The organism is Paenibacillus pectinilyticus, assembly GCF_001700435.1.
GTDB lineage: Bacteria > Bacillota > Bacilli > Paenibacillales > NBRC-103111 > Paenibacillus_E > Paenibacillus_E pectinilyticus.
In genome coordinates, this window is record NZ_LYPC01000020.1 from 242,942 (window position 1) to 265,418 (window position 22,477).

17 protein-coding genes are annotated in these 22,477 nt (G+C 47.2%); 10 read left to right on the plus strand and 7 right to left on the minus strand.

The features are described 5' to 3' along the window. Nucleotides 1-43: 43 nt before the first annotated feature. From A8709_RS14955 to A8709_RS14980, 6 genes are all read right to left on the minus strand, one after another. Complete coding sequence (locus tag A8709_RS14955) at nucleotides 44-1,195, minus strand: Ger(x)C family spore germination protein (RefSeq protein WP_084224951.1); 1,152 nt, start codon at nucleotides 1,193-1,195, stop codon at nucleotides 44-46. Continuing rightward, nucleotides 1,192-2,670, minus strand: coding sequence for a spore germination protein (locus A8709_RS14960; RefSeq protein ID WP_065853163.1), 1,479 nt, complete (start codon nucleotides 2,668-2,670; stop codon nucleotides 1,192-1,194). Before A8709_RS14960 ends, A8709_RS14955 begins: the two co-directional genes overlap by 4 nt. After that, on the minus strand, nucleotides 2,667-3,761 hold the full coding sequence (locus tag A8709_RS14965) for a GerAB/ArcD/ProY family transporter (RefSeq protein ID WP_065853164.1): 1,095 nt from the start codon (nucleotides 3,759-3,761) through the stop codon (nucleotides 2,667-2,669). The genes A8709_RS14960 and A8709_RS14965 overlap by 4 nt, the downstream gene beginning before the upstream one ends. A 175-nt stretch (nucleotides 3,762-3,936) precedes the next feature. Beyond that, a complete protein-coding gene (locus A8709_RS14970; protein ID WP_065853165.1) occupies nucleotides 3,937-4,920 on the minus strand; it encodes an electron transfer flavoprotein subunit alpha/FixB family protein in 984 nt (327 codons plus the stop codon). 55 nt (nucleotides 4,921-4,975) lie between these two features. Then, the gene (locus A8709_RS14975; RefSeq protein ID WP_065853166.1) at nucleotides 4,976-5,740 is read right to left on the minus strand and encodes an electron transfer flavoprotein subunit beta/FixA family protein; all 765 of its coding nucleotides are present in this window, start codon (nucleotides 5,738-5,740) and stop codon (nucleotides 4,976-4,978) included. A 64-nt stretch (nucleotides 5,741-5,804) separates the two neighbouring features. Beyond that, on the minus strand, nucleotides 5,805-6,392 hold the full coding sequence (locus tag A8709_RS14980) for a TetR/AcrR family transcriptional regulator (protein WP_279615865.1): 588 nt from the start codon (nucleotides 6,390-6,392) through the stop codon (nucleotides 5,805-5,807). Nucleotides 6,393-6,645: 253 nt separating this feature from the next. Here A8709_RS14980 and A8709_RS14985 point away from each other — a divergent pair, with 253 nt between their 5' ends. From A8709_RS14985 to A8709_RS15030, 10 genes are all read left to right on the plus strand, one after another. Then, a complete protein-coding gene (locus A8709_RS14985; protein ID WP_065853168.1) occupies nucleotides 6,646-8,691 on the plus strand; it encodes a (Fe-S)-binding protein in 2,046 nt (681 codons plus the stop codon). Nucleotides 8,692-8,784: 93 nt separating this feature from the next. After that, entirely contained in the window at nucleotides 8,785-11,178 is a 2,394-nt protein-coding gene (locus A8709_RS14990; protein ID WP_065853169.1) for a 3-hydroxyacyl-CoA dehydrogenase/enoyl-CoA hydratase family protein, read from the plus strand. A 102-nt stretch (nucleotides 11,179-11,280) separates the two neighbouring features. Next, nucleotides 11,281-12,468 carry an acetyl-CoA C-acyltransferase gene (locus A8709_RS14995; protein WP_065853170.1) on the plus strand — a complete coding sequence of 396 codons (1,188 nt, stop codon included), beginning with the start codon at nucleotides 11,281-11,283 and terminating at the stop codon, nucleotides 12,466-12,468. 106 nt (nucleotides 12,469-12,574) lie between these two features. After that, the gene (locus tag A8709_RS15000; protein WP_065853171.1) at nucleotides 12,575-14,347 is read left to right on the plus strand and encodes an acyl-CoA dehydrogenase family protein; all 1,773 of its coding nucleotides are present in this window, start codon (nucleotides 12,575-12,577) and stop codon (nucleotides 14,345-14,347) included. Between the two features lie 36 nt (nucleotides 14,348-14,383). After that, a complete protein-coding gene (locus A8709_RS15005; protein ID WP_065853172.1) occupies nucleotides 14,384-16,054 on the plus strand; it encodes a long-chain-fatty-acid--CoA ligase in 1,671 nt (556 codons plus the stop codon). 63 nt (nucleotides 16,055-16,117) lie between these two features. Next, nucleotides 16,118-16,534, plus strand: coding sequence for a PaaI family thioesterase (locus tag A8709_RS15010; RefSeq protein ID WP_065853173.1), 417 nt, complete (start codon nucleotides 16,118-16,120; stop codon nucleotides 16,532-16,534). 220 nt (nucleotides 16,535-16,754) lie between these two features. Beyond that, entirely contained in the window at nucleotides 16,755-18,353 is a 1,599-nt protein-coding gene (locus A8709_RS15015; RefSeq protein ID WP_065853174.1) for a PucR family transcriptional regulator, read from the plus strand. 131 nt (nucleotides 18,354-18,484) lie between these two features. Then, a complete protein-coding gene (gene ytxJ / locus A8709_RS15020) occupies nucleotides 18,485-18,826 on the plus strand; it encodes a bacillithiol system redox-active protein YtxJ (RefSeq protein ID WP_065853175.1) in 342 nt (113 codons plus the stop codon). 176 nt (nucleotides 18,827-19,002) lie between these two features. After that, the gene (locus tag A8709_RS15025; RefSeq protein ID WP_065853176.1) at nucleotides 19,003-19,884 is read left to right on the plus strand and encodes a DMT family transporter; all 882 of its coding nucleotides are present in this window, start codon (nucleotides 19,003-19,005) and stop codon (nucleotides 19,882-19,884) included. Nucleotides 19,885-19,975: 91 nt separating this feature from the next. Then, entirely contained in the window at nucleotides 19,976-21,295 is a 1,320-nt protein-coding gene (locus A8709_RS15030) for an MDR family MFS transporter (RefSeq protein WP_065853177.1), read from the plus strand. On the opposite strand, the gene A8709_RS15035 is transcribed toward A8709_RS15030, so the two are convergent. Further along, nucleotides 21,229-22,392, minus strand: coding sequence for a M20 family metallopeptidase (locus A8709_RS15035; protein WP_065853178.1), 1,164 nt, complete (start codon nucleotides 22,390-22,392; stop codon nucleotides 21,229-21,231). The genes A8709_RS15030 and A8709_RS15035 overlap by 67 nt on opposite strands. Nucleotides 22,393-22,477: the final 85 nt, after the last annotated feature.

The following is a 22,477-nucleotide window of genomic DNA, read 5'->3' on the forward strand; positions in this document are numbered from 1 at the left end:
GTAGTTAATTTTGTTCGGTATGGACTTCTGAATTTCGGGCTACTCAATTGGCTCTATCTTTGTACTTTCCAGAGTGTACGACTTGAACCTTAACCGTGATTGTATCAAGGGAATTGGCATTCAAATGGAAATCATTTTCCTTGTTAAGTTCATGCCACTTTTTTGGGTATTTCCTATAAAGTCTTTCACCAAGTTGCAGCACATCTATCTTCTTTTTCAGTCCAATCGCGTATGTACTTCTAAGTTGATCCTCAATCACTTGCGCTGCTAACAACTCCATTTCTTTAATAGGGGTATCTTTTACAATTTCATCGATATAGGCATTAATGTGTAATTTAATCGTGTAGTAGACTTGACCATCCCGAATAACAGGAATTATACGCGACTTTGGCTTAATCAAGACAAGTGCCGCGACAGGATTATTCGAATCTGGAATATTAATGGAAGTACGCTGCAGTTTTTCTTCCAGCCATCGAAATCCTTGGAGCTCATGTTCAGACATCCAACCTAAATATTTGTCTTGTGAATAATAAAAAGCCCCGTCAATTCTATACATCGATTTGGGATGTTCGTCTTCGCTCCAGGCATGTTTATCAAGGGAGATGGAAGGCATCAAAGCGGATTGGCCGGCTTCATTGATCTCTGAAATCACCTTGAATCCCTCATGAGGTGTAATGTAGGAGCGCTGCGAATAAATTTGCGAAGGGCTGTCTAATAAAGAATCGATAGGTGATAAATTCAGGATTGATTTCTGTACAAATATATCCTTCATCGACTCTTTTGTACCATAAAACAGAACGTTATAGCGGATTTCTCGATACCTGTTTACCATATCATAAGCTTCTTTAACTCGATCCGTATTTTTTAGGAATCGCTCTGTGCAAACAATCGCCTTCACATGGCCCCAATACACGCGCAACTGAGAAGTTTCGTATATCGCATTAAAAGTTTCAGTAACCGTTACGCCTTCGCCTTTCCCAATCCATGAAGGGATATTTTTCCCCATCATGGCGGACTCGCTTTTGGCAAAACTAGCAAAATTGAGAACTTGTACATAAGTCACGTATTTACCGTTCTCGTAATCCATGCCAACCGCCGTTACATAGGCCATCGTTTGGATATCTTTTGAATTCCAGCAACCCGTCAACAGAAATAATTGTACCATAATGAGAATAAATAGACCTATTTTCCTCATTCTGTATCTTTTCCTTGATGATCTGAATCGAGCGTATGCAGCTCTTGAGGACGCGATTTCATTTTATCCCAAGGATACTTTAAATAACTCCTAAATACGTCTTTAAAAATAAGTGGAGACCACGGTGATAAGAAAGGGATACCGAATGATCGAAGTCTGGACATGTGCAAACCCAACAAAATCATGCACAAAATAAGTCCGTACATGCCAATAACGGCAGAAATAAGAAAGACAATCAGTCGAATGATACTAACAACAGTACCTAACGTCTGATTGACAAGCGTAGCTCCCATAATTGCCGTTATGGCTCCAACAACAACAACAGAGGGCGATACCAACCCTGCGCGTATCGAGGCATCGCCAATGACTAAACCGCCAATGACGGTTAAGGTTTGACCAATAGAGCTAGGCATTCGAACACCTGCTTCTCGGAAAACTTCAATGAGAAACAGCAAGGTGAACATTTCCATTTGCGCAGAAAAGGGCAACCCAATGCGAGCGAGTGATATCGTCGACATAAGCCGAAAAGGAATTTGATCTTGATGAAAGGCCGTGAGGGAAACCCAAAATCCAGGTAAACATACACAGATCCAAAAACTTAAAAACCGAATCACACGTGCGAATGCGACATATTGAAAGGGAAAATGAATATCCTCAGGAGATTTTAAAATTAAAGAAAAGGTTGCAGGTGCAATTAGAATCACGGGATTGCCATCGACAATAAGGACAAACCTCCCCGCCAGCAAAGAACTAACTGCATAATCGGGCCTCCCCGTCGTATCATTTAATGGGAATAGCGCATATTTCGAATCGGCAATGGCTTCTTCCAATTGGCTGATACTATAAATGCCATCGACATCGATTTTATTCAAGCGGGTACGGATCTTTGCTAGTATATCGGGAGCCAGAAGGTCTTGGATATACAGTATGCCGACTTTGGTTCGCGTTCTTCTGCCGAGGATGAAGGTTTCACAGCATAACGAATTACTCCGTATTCGTTTGCGAATCAGGGCAATATTCGTTGTCAAATCTTCAACAAACCCATCTTTTGGCCCTTTAATGGAGATTTCGATACTCGATTCCTCGGGTGATCGCTGTGGACGATTGCAAATATTAAGCTTGTACATCGCATCCGAAGCTAAAAAAATGAGCAGAAGATCCCCTTGAAAAACGGCATCTGTCATTTCTTGCTCCGATGCTTCTCCGTTATAGGAAATGAGCGGTAAGGCACCGAGTACATAGCCGTTCTGCAAATATTCGAAGCCATTTTCTTGATAAATCGCATTCAATTCTGGCAGGACGGTATTCCCTATTTGAACGGAATCGCACAATCCTTCGCCATAGATCATCATAACCATAGATGACGGATCATCTTCAGCGAAGAGGTGGACCTCAATTTGCACATCAGCGCAATTTGCAAATACTTGCCGCAGCATTTGCTCCCTGGTTATATCGTTTGTTCGTGTACCACTCATACGGTTCCCTCCTTCTCAGCTTTGCTCATCCATGCGAGGACAGTCAAAACGATCGTAATGATCATGCTGGTAGTCAAAAAAACAGGGAAATAGATTTTATACATCCATAAATAGAATGTAGTAAATTTTGTTACAATCAAAGAGAAAGCAAGATAGCAAAGTGATATAAGCAGAATGAAGCGACTGCGCTTGCTGGCGTTCTTAAATGAAAATAAATCGGCCAGCATAAACTGTGCTAGGCTTATTCGCACAGTTGCCCCAGCCAACCATTGATAGACCGACAAGAAATCGAGGTGCTCCATATACGAACCAATTTTGACAAGACGCCACTGTTCATAAGGGGAAACCATCTGTTTGGCTGCTTCTTGAGGGCCGAATTCCGTGATTGCACCGATCAGTGGTCCTAGTGTGATGAAGGCAAGAATGGCCCCTAGCAAGATCATTTGCCATACACGCATCTGCGATTTCAAACGGTGCTGGAGTATGAGCATCATGATGATTTCTACTAGTGCACCTCCACAATAGATCATTCCGTTCATCGCTGGTTTCCAACCATGCTCAAGAAATGGTTGAAGCAGTCGCCAATCTTTCTCTGAGGTATTGGCAATAGAAACGAAAAATCCCAGCATAACGACAGTGGGGAGCAAGATACCGGCACATATAGCGATCGTTTGAATACCATGCTTGGCTGAATAATAACAAACGAAGAGCAAGGCAATGATCAAAACATAGGGAGGAGTCGCAGGCAAATAATTCGTAATGGTCCAAATCTCTGTTTGAATAACGGTCATTCCCCCGATAAAAAACAACTCTAAACAGATTGGTGCTAAAATCAGCCAAGCGATCCAAGGCTTTGTTTGGTTCGACAGCCATGTCTGTAGCTGCTGTTGGCCTGATTTCTTCATAATATAAACAATAAGGGCACACCATGGGAGATAGACGACAGCCGTCAAGATGACAGTTATCCATGAATCTCTACCTGATGCATCCAGAATCAACGGATTAGCGATCACATGACTGACCATTCCATTGAACAGCATCATGACCATAATGATAGATACTAAACCGATTTTTCCTTTTGATTGATCCATATCGACTTCCCCATCTGTGCTATGAATAGCCTATTAATCCGGAAATATTTATGTAATATCTGCCTTTTATGCATATTTTATGCGTGTGTCACGATTAGTGGCTTTCCTCAAAAAGTACAATCACAAAAAGCCCATGCCATTGGCATGAGCTTTTTGTGATTGATGTGCTGATGTATTAGCTCAGCAGCTTCCTGAATTCTTCGGTCAGCAGCGGCACGACCTCGAACAGATCGCCGACGATGCCGTAGTCAGCAACTTTGAAGATCGGCGCTTCAGCATCCTTGTTGATGGCAATGATGACGCGCGAAGAGCTCATCCCCGCCAGATGCTGAATGGCGCCGCTAATGCCGCACGCGATGTAAATTTCCGGCGTCACAACCTTGCCGGTCTGGCCGATCTGCATCGCGTATTCGCAGTAGCCCGCGTCGCAGGCTCCGCGGGAAGCCCCAACCGCGCCGCCTAGGACGGCAGCCAGCTCTTCGAGCGGCTGGAACCCGTCGGCGCTGCGCACGCCCCGTCCGCCGGAGACCACGATCTTGGCTTCTGCCAAGTCGATGGCGCCGGACGTTTTCTTCACGACCTCTCGGATGATGCTGCGCAGGGAGGGGGCGGGATAGGCAACATCGATGATGGCAGCTTGGCGCGAAGCGTCAGGCTCGGCGGCTGCGATGTTGTTCGGTCTTACCGTGACGACCCATGGTGAAGCTGGGTCGGTAAACGCTTTCTTTTCGATCGCTTTGCCAGCATACATCGGTCGCGTAAACAACACGTTGTCGCCAGTCCGTTCGATGGCGGTAACGTCGGAGATTTGGCCGGCAGCCAGCGAAGCTGCGGCCAGTGGTGCAAGATCGCGGCCCACCGCGGTGTGGCCGAAATACAGAGCATTAGGCCCCGCAACCGCGACAACGGCCATTAACGCACTTAGGTATGCTTCCGAGCTATAGCTCTCAAGCTGCGCATCTTCAATAACATAGATCGTATCCGCGCCATAAGAGGCGAGCTCACCAGCCAAAGCTTTGCTACCGATGCCGCCAATGAGTACTGCGGCGAGAGAATCCCCGTCCTCAGCAGAAAGCTGCGCAGCACGTAACGCCTCAAAGGATACTTGACGAAGCTTGCCACTGCGAGCTTCTGCCACTGCGAGAAATTGTTTAGACATCGTTGTAGCCTCCCCTTACATTTTCATAGTTTCGGAGTAACGTTGATGAGTACGGTTAGATCACTTTGGATTCGTTACGCAGTGCTTGCACAAGTTCGGTTACTTGGCCGGCAAGCTCACCTTTGAGAATACGGCCAGCTTTACGCTCAGGTGGTAGGGATAAGGATAGACGTGCTGTTTTGCTGACAATGGCATCTGCACCAGCAATATCATCAAGAGTTAAGTGTTGAAATGGCTTTTTCTTCGCTTTCATGATGCCGGGGAGGGAAGGATACCGTGGTTCATTCAGCCCTTGTTGTGCTGTAAAGAGGGCAGGGAGGGGCACCTCAATGACTTCAATGTCGCCTTCGGCGTCGCGGTGAACGAGCGCTTTATCGCCAGTAATGTCCAATTTGGTAATCGAAGCAACGTGAGGCAGTTGGAGCAGGGAGGCAAGACGTATCGCAACTTGACCTGCGCCATTGTCGACGGAGAAATTTCCGCCTAACACAAGATCCACAGTCTGATCACGTAAATACTGTGCGAGTATTTCTGCTATTTCGTATTCATCGCCTTGGATGCGATCATCGGAAATTAAGACAGCTTCGTCAGCACCCATCGCTAGCGCTGTTCGAAGTGCTTCTGCGGTACGATCAGGCCCGATCGAGAGAAGAGTCACTTTACCGCCATGCTCATCGCGCAGCTGAATGGCTTGCTCAACCGCATATTCATCATAGGGATTGATCACAAACTTCGCACCATCTTCTTGTACGGCGCCATTCTGTAAGACGATTTTCTCCTCTGTATCAAACGTTTGCTTCAATAATACAAAAATGTCCATAGTGAGGCTCCCTCCTGAATATACATGAAATAAGAACGTTACATGGTTGTTCTTGCATCCATTTTCAGACTTCAATTCCTCTTAAGAAAAAATCAAGTGTAGGGCCAACCTGAGCCGTTAGTGAATATTTCTGGCCGGAAATGAGCCAAGAAGTAACGACTTCATCCATGCCGCCGAAAATAAGAAGCCTCACGAGTTTCACATCTAGATTGGGACGGAAGCTGCCATCCTTCTTACCTCTTTCTAATATATTTTCGATGAGGATAATATATCTCTTGAGGGCAAGCCCAATCTCTTTGCGTAGCTCCAAATCACTTTGGCGCAGCTCAATTTGTGTGAGGTAGGCCATATGAATGTTCGTTTCCAGCTCGCTGAAATGAATTTCACAGATTTTGCGAAGCGCATCCTTCGCGCTGGCGCTTTCATCTACGGCACGATTGAATTTCTCAACGAGCTCGCCTAATTTTTCCTGGAACAGACTAGTCAGGATATCCTCCTTCTTCTTGAAGTAAAGATAAATGGTACCATCAGCGACGCCAGCTTCTTTGGCAATGCGAGAAACTTGTGATTTATGGAAACCATTTTCTGCAAAAACCTTCATGGCGCCCTCCAGAATCGCGTAATACTTGTCTGGTTTTTTGCCACTTGTCAAGGAGATCACCTCGGTGTTAGAATACAGATATTGGTGAATGAATACTCATTCATTTCGTAATTTCATCATAAAATACGCAGTACGCCTTGTCAACGACTTATTCCGCTTAACCAAGCAAGTAGGGAGGTTTGTCGGCTTACTCTTCACAATGAAGCACGTTTCTACTCTTATTTGAAAAAGGGATGATGGAAATTTGCTTTTTTCTGATAGGGTGATGAAAGCGCTAACAATTAAATAATAAGGAGGCTCCTCCATGACCGGTACGCTGATTCAATTTCTCCTTTTTCTGGCGGTAACGGGTTTGGCGCTCTATGGGTTCGGCCGGGTCGTTTACCACCGATATTTATATATCCAGTTGGGGAAATCGGTGAATTTGAAAAAGGAAGCGAAGATACGGCTTCAAGGATTTATGGTTCAAGTGTTTGGCCAGACGAAGTTATTGAAGGATAAAAAGAGCGGCATTATGCATATCGTGATCTTTTATGGCTTCATTATTCTACAGCTAGGCGCGTTGGACCTTATTTTAAAAGGATTAATTGACCGAGGGTTACCGATACCGGGGTACAAATACTTCACCCTCATCCAAGAAATAACGGTTGGGTTGATCGTGCTGGCAATGGGATATGCAACCTATCGTCGATACGTGGAGAAGCTGAAACGTCTCAAACGTGGCTGGAAACCAAGTATTGTTGTGTTTTTCATTCTGTTTTTGATGTTATCCGTTGTCGTGAGCGGGGGCTTTGAACGGGTGCGGGAAGGTCTTCCGTCATCAGGCTACGCTCCGCTAACATCAGCTTGGGCAGCCATATTCGATGGGATATCTACATCTGCGGCAACTGTGGGTTTCTATACAGGCTGGTGGATGCATCTGATGATTCTGTTTTCTTTCCTCATCTATGTGCCGCAGTCCAAGCATTTTCACATCATTACGGCTCCAATCAATATCTTGCTTCGGCGTACGGAGCCGACTGGCAAGCTGACTTCACTGGATTTGGAGGATGAAGAGGCGGAGTCATTCGGTGTAGGTAAAATCGAGGATTTTACGCAAAAGCAGATGCTGGATTTCTACTCTTGTGTAGAATGCGGCCGATGTACGAGCGTGTGTCCTGCAAATACAACAGGTAAGCTGTTGTCACCGATGCACCTCATTACCAAGCTTCGCGATCATCTGACGGAGAAAGGTGCAGCCATTACTTCGAAATCTCCTTGGGTACCTGCGATGGTGTTCGCGCCAGAGTCACATGGAAACCCGTTAGAGGTCGAACTGATCGGCGATGTGATCACTGAAGAAGAGCTTTGGGCTTGCACGACTTGCCGGAACTGTGAAGATCAATGTCCTGTTGCGAATGAGCATGTGGATAAAATCATTGATATGCGCAGGCACTTGGTGCTAACACAAGGCAGTATGCCACATGATGGGCAGCGTGCACTGCAAAATATCGAGAGACAAGGCAACCCGTGGGGTATCTCTCGAAATGACCGTGTGAAATGGGTCAAAGAGGTGGACCCTGAAGATGCGCTTGAAGTAAGAACCGTCAAAGAAAATCCGTCGTTCGAGTATCTATTTTTCCTCGGCTCAATGGGAGCCTATGATAATCGCAGTCGCAAGATCACCCATGCATTCGTGAAATTAATGAAGGAGGCTGGTATTTCTTTTGCCATATTAGGAAATGAGGAGAGGAATTCCGGCGATACCCCGCGCCGTATGGGGAATGAATTCCTGTTTCAGCAGTTATGTGCAGATAATATTGCGACGTTCCAGAAGTACAAGGTGAAGAAGATCGTCACGACATGCCCGCATACGTATCATACGTTCAAAAATGAGTATCCCGATTTTGGCTTAACCGCCGAGGTTTTTCATCATACCGAACTGCTGGACCTGTGGGTCAAAGAAGGGCGCTTAACGCCGCAATTTGAGGTGAAAGAGCGCATTACGTACCATGATTCCTGCTACTTAGGCCGCTACAACGAAGTTTACGAGGAGCCACGGAATGTGCTGCGCGCTATTCCTGGCGTGGAACTTGTGGAACAATCGCGTTCGCGTGAGAACAGTATGTGCTGTGGTGCTGGTGGCGGCATGATGTGGATGGAAGAAACGGCGGGTACCCGAGTGAATGTGGCGCGTACGGAGCAGCTACTGAGTGTTCAGCCGACGATAATCTCCTCAGCGTGTCCCTATTGCTTAACGATGGTGGAGGATGGCACGAAGTTGAAAGAAGTAGAGGAAAGGGTAAAAGCGCGAGATATCGCGGAAATTCTTGCACAATCGGTGTTTGGCTTGACTGAAAAAACGGGATAGTGATTGCTTTTCGAAGCTAGTTTTTCCAAAGAAAAACGGAATGAATGCTTTCCAAGCTAGTTTTCTACCGAAAACTTTAAAGGAGATGTGCGCATGACAACTATTCGTACAGCAGCCGTCATCGGCTCCGGAGTGATGGGTTCCGGAATTGCGGCTCATTTGGCCAATGTAGGTATTCCTGTTTTATTGCTGGATCGTGTACCGGAGCAGTTAACGCCGCAAGAGGAAGCCGCAGGACTCACGCTTGATCATCCTAAAGTGCGCAATCGATTCGCGGTAAGTGCCTTGGAGAAACTTGCCAAAACGAATCCAGCTCCGCTGTACAGCGAAGCTTTTGCCTCACGAATCACGCCTGGGAATATTGAGGATGATTGGTCGAAGCTGAGTGGTGTGGATTGGATTGTTGAAGTGATCATTGAAAATTTGCAAGCCAAGCAGGAGCTCATCACGCGTATTGAAACTGTGTGGAAGCCGGGCACGATCGTCTCCTCCAATACTTCAGGAATTTCGATTAATGCCATGGTGGAAAACGCTGGGGCAGCTTTTAAGAAAAACTTTCTTGGGACTCATTTCTTTAATCCTCCGCGGTATATGAAATTATTGGAAATTATTCCGAATGAGGGAACGGATCCAGCAATTGTTGCGTTCATGTCCGAATTTTGTGAGAAAAAGCTGGGGAAAGGCGTCGTGCAAGCAAAAGATACTCCGAATTTCATAAGTAATCGGATTGGTACGTATGGGCTCCTCATTACACTTCGGGAAATGTTGACTAAAGGATATACGGTCGAAGAAGTGGATGCAGTCACGGGACCTGCCATGGGCCGGCCGAAAAGTGCGACCTTCCGCACACTGGATTTGGTTGGTTTGGATACTTTCGTTCATGTCGCGAACAATGTATTCGACCTTGTAACGGATCCAGTTGAGAAGGGTGTCTTTGATACACCGACCATTTTGAAAGAGATGGTAGCCAAAGGCTGGATTGGTGAGAAGCAAGGCCAAGGATTTTATAAAAAAGTGAAGTCAGCGGAAGGTAAGGAAATTCAGGCTTTGAATTTAACGACGATGGACTATGCGGCTAGTCGTAAAGTGACTTCGGCGTCTTTGGAAGCTTCGAAACAGGCGAAGGGAACGATTGCGAAGATCAAAGCGCTTCTGAGCGGGAAAGATCGTTATTCCGAGCTGGCGTGGAACATTTTGAAACCTGTACTCCTCTATGCCGCTGAAAAACGTGATGAAATCGCAGATCACATTGTGGACATCGATAACGCGCTCAAATGGGGCTTTAATTGGGAGTTAGGGCCATTTGAAACATGGGATGCGATCGGTTTGAAGCGTTCTGTGGAACGCATGGAAGCAGAAGGCGACACAGTCCCTGCGTGGGTAAAAGCTTGGATAGCGGCGGGCCATGATAGCTTTTATGAACGGAAAGAAGGCCGAACCTTTGCGATTCGACATGAGGAGCTTCGTGAAGTCGAATCAAGTCCTGAGATCATATCGCTAGCAGCGCTCAAACAGCAAAACAAAGTCATCCGTTCCAATAGCGGCGCGAGCTTGATCGATATCGGTGACGAAGTAGCTTGCTTGGAATTTAATTCACCTAACAATGCAATTGGTGCGGATATTCTGACGATGATTCAGCAAAGTGTGGATGAGGTTCGCAGTAATTACCGTGGGCTTGTTGTCGCTAATGAAGGTAAAAATTTCTGCGTAGGAGCCAATTTGATGCTGTTGCTGATGGAAGCGCAGGATGGTGAATGGGACGAAGTGGATGGCATCATTCGATTGTTCCAGAACGCGATGCTAAAGCTGAAAAGACTGGATAAACCGGTGGTTGCTGCTCCTCATAAAATGACACTTGGCGGCGGTGTAGAAGCGTGTATGCCGGCGGATCAAACGATTTTCTCGGCGGAAACATATTATGGACTCGTTGAAACGGGGGTAGGCCTGATACCTGCTGGCGGTGGCTGTAAGGAGCTGGCTCTTCTTGCCAGCCAACAAGTAAAAGACCCTGAGGTCGATCTGCAGCCTTGGATCAATGCGGTTTTCGAGACGGTGGCGATGGCCAAAGTGTCCACAAGCGGCCATGATACGAAACGGCTCGGCTACATGCGAGCGCAGGATTCGGTTGTTGTTAATCCGGATCATCGGATTTACGAAGCGAAGCAGGCGGTGCTTCGTATGGATGCAGCGGGATATACGCCACCGGCGCAAGAGAAGATTCGCGTCGTTGGCGAGAATGGGAAAGCGGTTATGCAGGTTGGCGCATACACGATGCGGAAAGGTGGCTATATCTCTGCGCATGACCAGCTGATTGCCAATAAGCTTGCGCATGTGTTGGCGGGAGGGAATATACCAGCGGGGACGTTAGTCAGTGAGCAATATATGCTCGATTTGGAGCGAGAGGCCTTCTTGAGCTTATGTGGGGAGCAGAAAACGCAGCAGCGGATGCAGTATATGCTTTCCAAGGGGAAAGCTTTGAGGAATTAGGTTGTTAGTAATGATGGGAGAGAGTTTCGGCGTGCAGTATAAAGCGAGTATTACGCAGTGATATGGAATTTATATCCAATTATTCCTGAAGAGGTGAGTTCGATGAAGGAAGCCGTCATTGTATCTATAACCCGTACCGCCGTTGGGCGCGCGAAAAAAGGCAGCTTCGCGCAAACACGCGCGGAAGATCTGGGCAAAGCCGTACTCGAAGAGGCAGTACGGCGTGTACCGGGACTCGACAAGGGTGATGTCGAGGACATTATCATTGGCTGCGCGATGCCCGAAGGCGAGCAAGGGCTGAACTTCGCCCGCACCATGTCGCTGTACGCGGGCTTTCCGGTGACCGTGCCAGCGATCACGGTCAATCGCTTCTGTTCCTCCGGCTTGCAAGCCATCGCATATGCGGCAGAGCGCATCATGCTCGGCCACGCCGAGGTGATCATCGCCGGAGGCGTGGAGAGCATGAGCCACGTCCCGATGACGGGCTTCAAGCTCTCGCCGCATCCGCGGCTGGTCGAGACCATGCCCGAGGTGTACATGGGCATGGGGCATACCGCCGAAGCCGTAGCGGAGCGCTTCGGCATCTCGCGCGAAGCGCAGGATGGCTTCGCGACGCGCAGCCATCAGAAGGCGGCGGCGGCCATCGCAGCCGGCCGCTTCGTCGATGAGATCGTGCCGGTGAGCACGAGCGTGAAGGGCGTTGACGAACGAGGCAAAGCCTACGTTCGGGAGTACGTGTTTGCCACGGATGAGGGTGTTCGCCCCGATACATCCGTGGAGACCCTGAGCAAGCTGAAACCAGCGTTCAGCTTGGGCGGTTCTGTGACGGCGGGTAACGCGTCACAGACGTCGGACGGCGCAGCGGCGGCCGTGCTGATGAGCCGTGAGCGCGCGGAGGCGCTCGGGCTGAAGCCGATGGCGACGTTCCTGTCTTTCGCCCTTTCCGGCGTGGAGCCGGAAATCATGGGTGTCGGACCCGTCAAAGCGATCCCTAAAGCGCTGCAGATGGCCGGGATTACCCAAGATCAAGTCGATCTCTTCGAGATCAATGAGGCCTTCGCTTCCCAATGTGTTCATATCGTGCGCGAGTTAGGTATAGATGAAGAGAAAGTGAACGTGAATGGCGGCGCGATCGCCCTCGGTCATCCGTTAGGCTGCACAGGAGCGAAGCTCTCGACAAGCTTGATATACGAGCTTCAGCGGCGAGGCGGCGGGTATGGCGTTGTATCCATGTGTATTGGCGGCGGCATGGGAGCGGCTGGCGTTTTTCAAGTGCATAGCCCCGAGTAGCGGCAGAAAGATCCTTTAGCATTAGCGTGTATCTCATCATGAACAGCGGATTCATCTCAATCAACCTTTATGCATAGAACCACCCCATTCAAAGGAGAGTTGACTCATGACGAACAAAATCGTTGGCGGAAGCTTTGTCATTTCAGACCTTGATTTTCAATCGATTGTAACGCCGGAGGATTTCACCGAAGAACATCGTATGATTGCCGAAACGACACGTGACTACGTGAACGGGGAAGTCTTGCCGAATGACGAACACTTAGAGAAGCTGGATTATGATTTAACCGTGAAATTAATGCGCAGCGCAGGCGATCTAGGATTACTCGGTGCAGATGTGCCTGAGATTTACGGCGGCCTTGGTTTAGATAAGGTCAGCTCCACCATCATAAGCGAGAATTTAGCCCGAGCTTCCTCGTTTGCCCTATCCATTGGTGCACACGTCGGGATCGGCACACTCCCAATCGTTTTCTTTGGGACACAAGAGCAGAAGAAAAAGTATTTGCCTGATTTAGCCACAGGTGCCAAAATCGCCGCTTATTGCCTGACAGAGCCAACCTCAGGCTCGGATGCCCTTGGAGCGAAAACAACAGCTCGCTTATCCGATGATGGGAAGCACTATCTGTTGAACGGATCCAAGCTCTATATTACAAATGCCGGATTTGCTGATATTTTCATCGTATACGCCAAAATCAATGGCACGGACTTCACCGCGTTCATCGTGGAAAAAGGGGATCCTGGCTTTACAATGGGCCCTGAGGAGAAAAAGATGGGGATTAAAGGCTCATCGACACGCCCGCTCTTTTTCGAAGATGTGAAGGTTCCTGTAGAGAACTTGCTCGGAGAAATCGGGAAAGGTCATCTGATTGCCTTTAATATTTTGAACATCGGACGCTATAAATTAGCCGTAGGCTGCCTCGGTGCATCCAAAGAAACGATTGAACTTGCCGTGAAATATGCGAATACGCGTCAGCAGTTCCAAACACCGATCTCACGTTTCCCTTTAATTGGTAAAAAACTGGCGGAAATGAATATCCAAACCTATATTCTTGAAAGCATGGTATACCGTACGACAGGTCTATTTGACAACATCCTTAAGGATATTGATCACACGAGTCCCGATGCAGGGAAGACGTCGGCCAAAGGCATTTCCGAGTACGCACTCGAATGCTCCATTAATAAGGTATTTGCTTCAGAAGTACTTGATTTCGTAGCCGATGAAGGGCTGCAAATTCATGGCGGTTATGGCTTTATTCAAGAATACAAAGTCGAGCGCATTTATCGCGATTCCCGTATTAATCGAATTTTCGAAGGAACGAATGAAATTAATCGCTTGCTCATTCCGGGGACCTTGGTGAAAAAAGCGATGAAAGGCGAGCTGCCTTTGCTGCAAAAAGCACAAGAACTGCAAGCGGAATTACTTTCATACCTGCCAGGTCAGACGTTCGAGGGTACGTTAGCCGAAGAGACGCATATGGTCAGTATGGCGAAGAAGGTATTTCTCATGGTTGGGGGGCTTGCTGTTCAGAAATATGGGATGGCTCTAGAGAAAAATCAAGAGGTGCTTAGTAATCTTGCGGATATGATGATCCAAATTTTTGCTGCAGAAAGCGGTTTGCTCCGTACGCAAAAGCTGATACACAAGAATGGCGAAGCCAAAGCGAACAATGCGATTCAGCTTACAACCGTGTTTGTTCATGAGGCTTTTGACAAAATAGAGGCATATGCGAAAGAAGCGCTCAGTACGATGGAAGAAGGAGATGTGCTTCGAACTCAGCTTTCTATGCTGAAGAAGTTGTCTAGACGGAGCAGTGTGAATACAGTGGGGTTGAAGCGCGACATCGCTGCACGTGTAATTCAGGGTGAGAAATTCATCGGATGATTCTCGTTGTCATGAACCTGAAGGGGATGGTTTTGTATGAGGGAGACAAAGCCTTGGCTGCGTCATTATCCATCGGAAGTGGCGCCGACTTACGAGTACCCGAAACATAATCTGGCACGTCTGCTGGTTGATTCCGCAAGTCAATATCCCGAACGGCCTGCTTTATATTTCATGGGAAAAAAAATATCGTATCGCGAGTTGCTCACCGCGTCTTATCAATTTGCCCACGTGTTGCTGGATCTTGGGGTACGTCCTGGAGAACGCGTATCGATTATGCTGCCGAATTGTCCTTCGGCGATTATTGCTTATTTCGGCACGCTGATGATGGGTGGCATTGTGGTCATGACGAATCCGCTGTATGTGGAGCGAGAGCTGGTTCACCAGCTCTCCGACTCGGAGGCGACGGTCATCGTGACTCTGGATCTGCTGTTCGATCGCGTACAGAAGGCGAAATCAAGAACGTATTTGCGTCATGTGATTGTTACATCCATCAAGGACTATTTGCCTTTCCCTAAGAATCTTCTGTATCCGATTAAAATGAAAAAAGATGGCGCTAAGCTCGATGTCGCCTATGGCGAAGGCGTGTATGCATTCAAGAAATTGCTGCGCCTAGCCTCCAAAATGCCCATCTGTGAGAATGTGAATGCGGACGAAGATATCGCACTTCTTCAATACACAGGAGGGACGACGGGGCTCTCCAAGGGTGTTATGCTGACGCACACGAATCTTATTGCCAATACCTACCAAACGAGTAACTGGTGCTATCGTGTACAGCCTCAAGGAGATCGCTTCCTAGGTGCAATTCCTTGCTTCCATGTCTTTGGATTGACTGTACTGCTGAATCAAGCGATCTATCGTGCGGGAATGCTCATTCTAATTCCGAAATTTGATATTGATTTGATTTTGGACACGATTCATAAGCTCAAACCGACGATTTTTCCAGGAGCTCCTACGATGTATGTAGCGCTGATCAATCATAAGCGAGTGAAGGATTTAGATATTTCCTCCATCAATGTTTGTGTAAGCGGTTCAGCGCCGCTGCCGTTAGAGGTTCAAGAACGATTTGAATCACTGACCGGAGGTAAATTAATCGAAGGCTATGGTCTGACGGAAGCTTCGCCCGTTACGCATGCGAATCCCATTTGGGGTTATCGTAAAATAGGGTCGATCGGCGTCCCGTTTCCAGATACGGACACCAAAGTGGTGGATTCCGCTACGGGTGAGGAACTGCCGATAGGTGAAATCGGTGAGATTATCATCAAGGGGCCTCAAGTGATGAAAGGGTACTGGCGCCGGGAACCAGAAACAGCTCTGACGATCAAAGACGGTTGGCTCTATACCGGAGATATGGGACGTATGGATGAGGATGGTTTCTTCTCCATTGTGGATCGGAAGAAGGATTTGATAATTGCGGGCGGATTTAATATTTATCCGCGGGACATTGAAGAGGTGCTCTACGAGCATCCAGCGATTCTGGAAGCGGCTGTTGCAGGCGTTCCAGATGAGTATCGCGGTGAAACGGTGAAAGCTTTTATTGTACTGCGTGAAGGCATGACGCTGACGGAGAAGGAATTAGATGTCTTTTGCCGAGAGCGATTGGCAGCTTTTAAAGTACCTCGCAAGGTGGAATTCCGCCAAACCCTGCCGAAGACAATGATTGGCAAGGTGCTGCGCCGTCAATTATTAGAAGAGGAAGCGAAAAAGTGAAGTGAGCCTCACTTCGCTTTTCGATAAAGGGGCAGCCCTTTACAAAGAAGTGGAGGGAGTCCAATGGATGATGGAAATGATCGTATAACGAGAAAATTGCAGCAGCTCGCCGCCGCAGCGGAGTCCACCTTCTGGGGGTATCTGGGCTGTGAATTTGTCAGCATGGAGGGCAATATCATTACAATTGCTTTAGATGCGAAGCCGCATCATCTCAATCCGATTGGGATGGTACATGGCGGTGTGACGTCTTCTCTTTTGGATACGGCGATGGGAATTATTGCGATGATTGCGAGACCCGAAGAGAAGGTGGTAACGACGAATTTGAGTGTTCATTTCGTATCCCCGCTCTATGAGGGAAGATTATTTGTAACAGCGGAGCTAGTACATCAATCGCGTAAAATGATCACAGCGCAGGCTCGTGTAGTTGACAGTGAAGGCAATCTAGGTACGATGGGCACAGGCTCATTTCGGGTGATTTAAGGCTACACGACATTGTGAAATGGAACCTTCGAAACCATGAGGTCTGTGGTGGTGAGGGTTCTTTTGCGTGCATTAATGTCATATTATATGACATCTAATAATGAAATTTCATGAAAATTTCATAAATACTTTGTAAATGTCATGTTTCATGACACAAACTCATTGACTGGACGTATCAGGTCATCCTATAATCGTTAAAAAGGCATAGGGGGGAAGCACGATGCATCTTACCATTCGTGAAGCGTTAGCGATTTATCCTTTAACAGAAGCAAAATTGGTGGCCGGCAAACAAGGGGAATCTCGTATCGTTAAATCAGTCAATGTGATGGACGCGCCGGATATTGCGGATTGGACTAAATCAGGTGAGATGTTGTTTACAACTGCTTTCGCCATGAAAGATAGCCCGCAAGAAACCGTCAACCTCCTGCGCAAATTAAATGACCGCGGAGCCGCGGGTCTAGGAATTAAGCTCGGGAGATTTTGGACGGAGCTGCCGCAAATTGTGATGGACGAAGCGGATCGGTTACATTTTCCAATTATTGAAATGCCGTTTCAATTTACCTTTTCCGATCAAATGAATGCGTTATTTAATGCGGAATACCGCCGAAATACAGAGCTGCTGCAAACCGTACTCGATAAGCAAAAGAAGCTGATGCAATTCGGTCTTAAGCAAGATAATATGCAATCGATGTTTCAACTTATCAGCGAAATTCTAGGCTATCCCATGGCGGTTGTCGGAGCAAGAGGGCAGATTTTATATAATACAAGTGCATGGAGTTCTGATCAATTAGCTCAGAATTGGCCGAAGAAACGGAAGTCAGGCTGGGTGTATGCAGGCAAAGACCGTGCGTATCGCGTTGGCTTGCAACAACAAGATGATGAGCCGTTAGGTCATTTGCTCATAATTCCAGATGCAGTGCTCCTAGCTACAGTGGAGGAAGGGCTTTTCCAACAAGCTGCCGATATTCTTACTTTTCATATGAGCTACACATTCCGCTCTCACGTTGAAGCATCCGCAGAGCGCGATTTGCAAAATAATCTGATCCGCTATCTCGACAAAGGAACATCTCTAGAGGAGTTTATGGAACAGGCTGAAGCGAGAGGCTTATTCATCTTCACGGGCGCGTATCAATGTGTCATCGGGAAAAATAAGAAAGAGAGTCTAGTAGCGGACTCGACGAACGAGAAGCTGAAGGATTTGAAGCATTACATGGAAGCTCATGCGAAAACAAGTAATTTGCGTGGTCACCATTTTATACTGAAGGATCGCATGTTCTCGATTTATTCAACGACGCAAGCGGATGGATTCCCTGAAGAAGAGCTGTCGCAGCTGTTAAGTAAATATGATGGAGATGCGGGGAGTATATCAGATGGGGATGGCATGGTGTTCTACACTTCTTCATTGAAAGTGAAACCAACTGCTTTGCGCGAAGCGTATCTGGAATGCGGCGAAACGCAGCGGATGTCCGATAAGTTGAATTTGCCGGATCGCGTTCTTCATTATGAAACGATCGAATTCGCTCATCTTTTTCAACATTTGTCTTCGTCCATGATGGAAGATTATTGTGCTAAGATTCTACGCCCGCTCTTGGAGAAAGACCCCGAGTATTCACAAGAAATGATTCGTACACTGGAAGTATTTATTCGTAACGACGGCCAAGTTAGTGAGGCTGCTAAGCAATTATTCATTCATCGTAATACGGTTACGTATCGGTTAGAGAAAATTAGTGATCTTCTGCAAGTGGATTTTAAAAAGGTTAATGATTTATTGAAGCTGAAGGCTGTCTTCCTTTTCCGTCAGTTCCTGCATGTGAGATAATCATCGAACGAACCCCTAAGTCGCCGCATTGGCGCTTAGGGTGTTTTTATTTCGATGACAATCGAAATAAGTTGCATAAGCCTAGTCATTACTTTATAATTTTAAAGAGTACAAGGAAGGAGATGACTGACATGTCTGCATGGAAAGAGCTAACAACGTTAACAGAATGGCAAGAAGTGCTTGATCGCTCCAGCGAAAAGCCTGCCGTCATTCTCAAACACAGTACAACCTGTCCAGTAAGTGCGAGTGCACTTGAGGAATATGAATCCTATTTATCCGGTACACATAACGAGGGTGTGGATTATTACTTGGTGAAAGTAATTGAATCCCGTCCCGTATCGAACCAAATCGCGGAAGATCTAGCTATTAAGCATGCTTCACCGCAAATTCTTTATTTCAAAGATAAAGAATCGATCTGGAATACATCGCATTGGTCCGTTACTACCAAACATATCACTGCGGTTTTGGACTAATCCTACCGTGAATACAACCCTTTGGTTTACCTGCATGTCGCGGGTGAAATCGAAGGGTTTTTCTTGTTTCTCAATTAATTGAACGCTGATCAAAAAACCATTGGCAACTGCAACTTCCTCCTATATACTTATTTGATGCTAACAAGAAGCAAGTTTTCATAGAAGGAGTACGTACGATGAATGCCATGAATAAAACGAAAATACCGATCCCCATATTTCTCCTAATCGGCATTATTGCCATTTCTTTCTCCTCCATTTTCGTCAAATGGTCAGATGCTTCGGCTTCCATTATTGCGATGTATCGGTTATTTATGACCAATATTTTAATGCTGCCCTTTATTTGGAATTATCGCAAAGAGTTTCAGAGAATCGCATTGAAAGATTGGCTGCGCACAGCGATTTCGGGGCTAATGCTGGGGCTGCACTTCTTATTTTGGATGGATTCACTGAAATATACAACCGTGGCGAGCTCGACCGCGATTTTGACCTTGGAGCCAATCTTTGTGCTTGTTGGCGCCTTTCTTCTTCATGGCGTACGGACAAGCCGTAAGGCGATAATTGCGATGTGTATCGCGATTGTAGGGGCGGTTTGCATCGGATGGGGCGATTTTCAATTTTCAGGCGAAGCGTTAAAGGGTGATGTGCTTTCCTTCGTAGGAACGATCGCGGTTGCCGTTCATATGTTACTTGGCAAAAGCTTGCGCGAACGGATTTCAGCCTATGTATACAGCTTTCTCGTGTTCTTATTTGCGGGGCTGACGCTGGCAGTTACGAATGTTTATACAGGTGAGGCATTCACGGGCTATCCGCTAAAAGAGTGGGGCATTTTCTTCCTTTTGGCCTTCGTGTCCACGATATTCGGACATTATGTTTTTAACTGGCTGTTGAAATACATGAAAGCCTCCTCCGTCTCGATGACGGTGTTAGGTGAGCCGCTCGGGGCGTCGATTTTGGCTTATTTCTTGCTGGGTGAAACGATTACAACGATCCAGTTGCTAGCGGGGGGACTGCTCTTGATCGGCGTTGCGTTGTTCTTGCGCAGTAATGAGAAGACATAACCTTCTCATTCCTTTTAATTGAACGATGGTAAATAATTGCAATTCCGTGAGCTGCTTTTCAAAATGAGGTGGAGAAGGAAGGAGGCTGCACATGAGGTTTCGAGATTTCCATTCCAATGTCCAGCTTCGAATTGGTCTTTCCTTTATTTCAGGTACAGCCAATAATATGGTGCTTCCCTTTATGTCGATTTATTTTTCGGGGAAATTAGGGGATACCCTTGCAGGTATGGTCGTCATACTCGGTATTCTCGCTGGCGTCGTTGCCGGCATCATAGGCGGTCATTATTCGGATCGGTTCGGACGGAAGAAGCTGATGCTTGGAGCTGAAATTGGCTGGATGATCTGTTTCTTGCTCATGGCGGCTGCGAATTCACCGTGGTTTGAATCTGCGGGACTAACATTTGTCCTCATGATCCTGGTTAGCATGTTCTGGGGAATACACGGTCCAGCGAATGAGGCCATGCTCTTGGATGTGACGGCTCCTGAGGAACGGAAATTTATGTATGCGATCATGTACTGGATGAATAACTTGTCTTTTGCCATTGCGGGAATCGCGGGTGCTTTCTTGTTTAAATCGTATTTGTTCGAGTTGTTTCTTGGTTTGGCCATAGTAGGTTTGCTATCCGTTATTATCACTTATTTGTTTATTCAAGATGAATATCAGGCGCGAATGGCGAAGAAAAACGAACTTGGCAGTCAGAGAAGCCAGCCTTCGATTTGGTCCAACTACCGCAAGGTGCTTCGCGATAAGACCTTTATGGTATTTACGATGGCGTCCTTGTTCCTTGTTTCTGTGGAATTTCATCTAGGGAACTATGTGTCTGTTCGGCTGGGGAAAGAGATGGCGGATGCGCCTTTTTTACCTTGGCTTACGAATGATTGGCGGATTGATGGGTTTAAAATGCTAGGGTTTATGCGAACGGAGAATACGGTGTTAGTCGTCGTGCTCTCTCTGTTTATGGGGATTATGATGCGGCGTTTTCCAGATCGGAAAGTGCTTTTCATTGGGTACACAGGCTATATTGCAGGCTACAGTTATTTGGCTTATAGCAACCAACCTGGTCTGCTTCTGCTTGCCATGTTTATTGCTACCGTTGGTGAATTGATGTATGTACCGATTAAACAAGCCTACCTTGGCAACCTTGCTCCTGACCATGCGCGCAGCTCCTATATGGCCTTATATGGCATGGTCTATAAAGGAGCTACGTTTCTAGGCGGAATTGGGGTTATCCTCGGCGGCATGCTGTCCTCATGGTTAATGGCCCTACTGATTGCAATTAGCGGGATCATTGGTATGGTAATGTTCTATACGATTCTCGCACAGCTGGAAGAACGAAAACATGGTCATTTTCCAGCCGCGAATTCTTCTTTAATCGACGCTAGTAAATCTGGATTAGAAAGCACTTCATAGGCTGTATAAGCCAGCGCTTTTGCGGTGAAGATCATGCTGTCTAAGGCAGGTTCATCTAGTGCAAGATCACGGAATTCCTTCGTATGAAGCAAATATCGCTCATTAACGACCTTCACGAACGGGTGAATGGTCGGACATTGGGTCGAGACATTGCCGAGATCCAAGGAACCGTGATCTTTGCCGATTTCAATTTCCTTCGGATCAACACCCAGTTCAAATAATTGTTCCGTGAACACGTTGGATAAGGCTTCGTTGGTACGAAGTTCGTCATAAGAATACTCGTAGAACGAAGTTTTTAGCGTGCAGCCCGTCTGGAGAGCTGCGCCTTCTGCGCAGTGAAGAACCTTCTGAACAAGCTCATTCGTGTAGGTCCGTGAGGCCGAACGTACATAGAAACGGGCGACCGCATGGTCCGGGATAATATTCGGCGCTTTGCCGCCTTCTGAGATAATGCCGTGGATGCGGGCATCGGTCTTGAGCTGCTGGCGCAGCGCGTTGATGCTGTTGAAAAGCTGTAACACCGCATCCAGCGCGTTGATGCCTTCATACGGCTGTGCAGCGGCATGTGCCGAGCGGCCGAAGAACTCGTACTCAATAGCGTCCATCGCCAGCGATTCGCCTGATTTCTCAAAGCTATGATAAGGGTGTGCCATGAGGGCGATATCGACATCCTGGAAAAGACCCGCTGCTGCCATAGGGACCTTGGCTCCTTTGGTTTCTTCTGCAGGCGTGCCATACACGCGGATGCTGCCGCCGGTTTCGGCTAGGACCGCTTTGAGGCCGATTGCAGCCCCGATACTCATCATGCAGATGAGATGGTGGCCACACGCATGACCGAGGTCAGGAAGCGCGTCGTACTCGGCCATGAAGGCAACGACAGGACCTGGCTTGCCGGAGTCGTAGGTCGCGATAAAGGCAGTAGGGATGTCTAAGACGCCGCGTTCAATTTGAAAGCCGTGAAAGGCTAATTCTTCGGTTAAACGGGCAAAAGCAAGAAATTCTTCATGCCCAAGTTCGGGGTTGGCTCCAATGAAACGGGAGATGTCTTTGAAACGGTTAGCATTGCTTTCTATGGTTTGAGAGATGATTGATTTCATGAGATGTGAGCTCCTTTGTTGAATGGTTCTTCACTCCATTGTAGTATATAGAAGCGCGAAGTGCCAAATGCAAGTAAACCGCTTG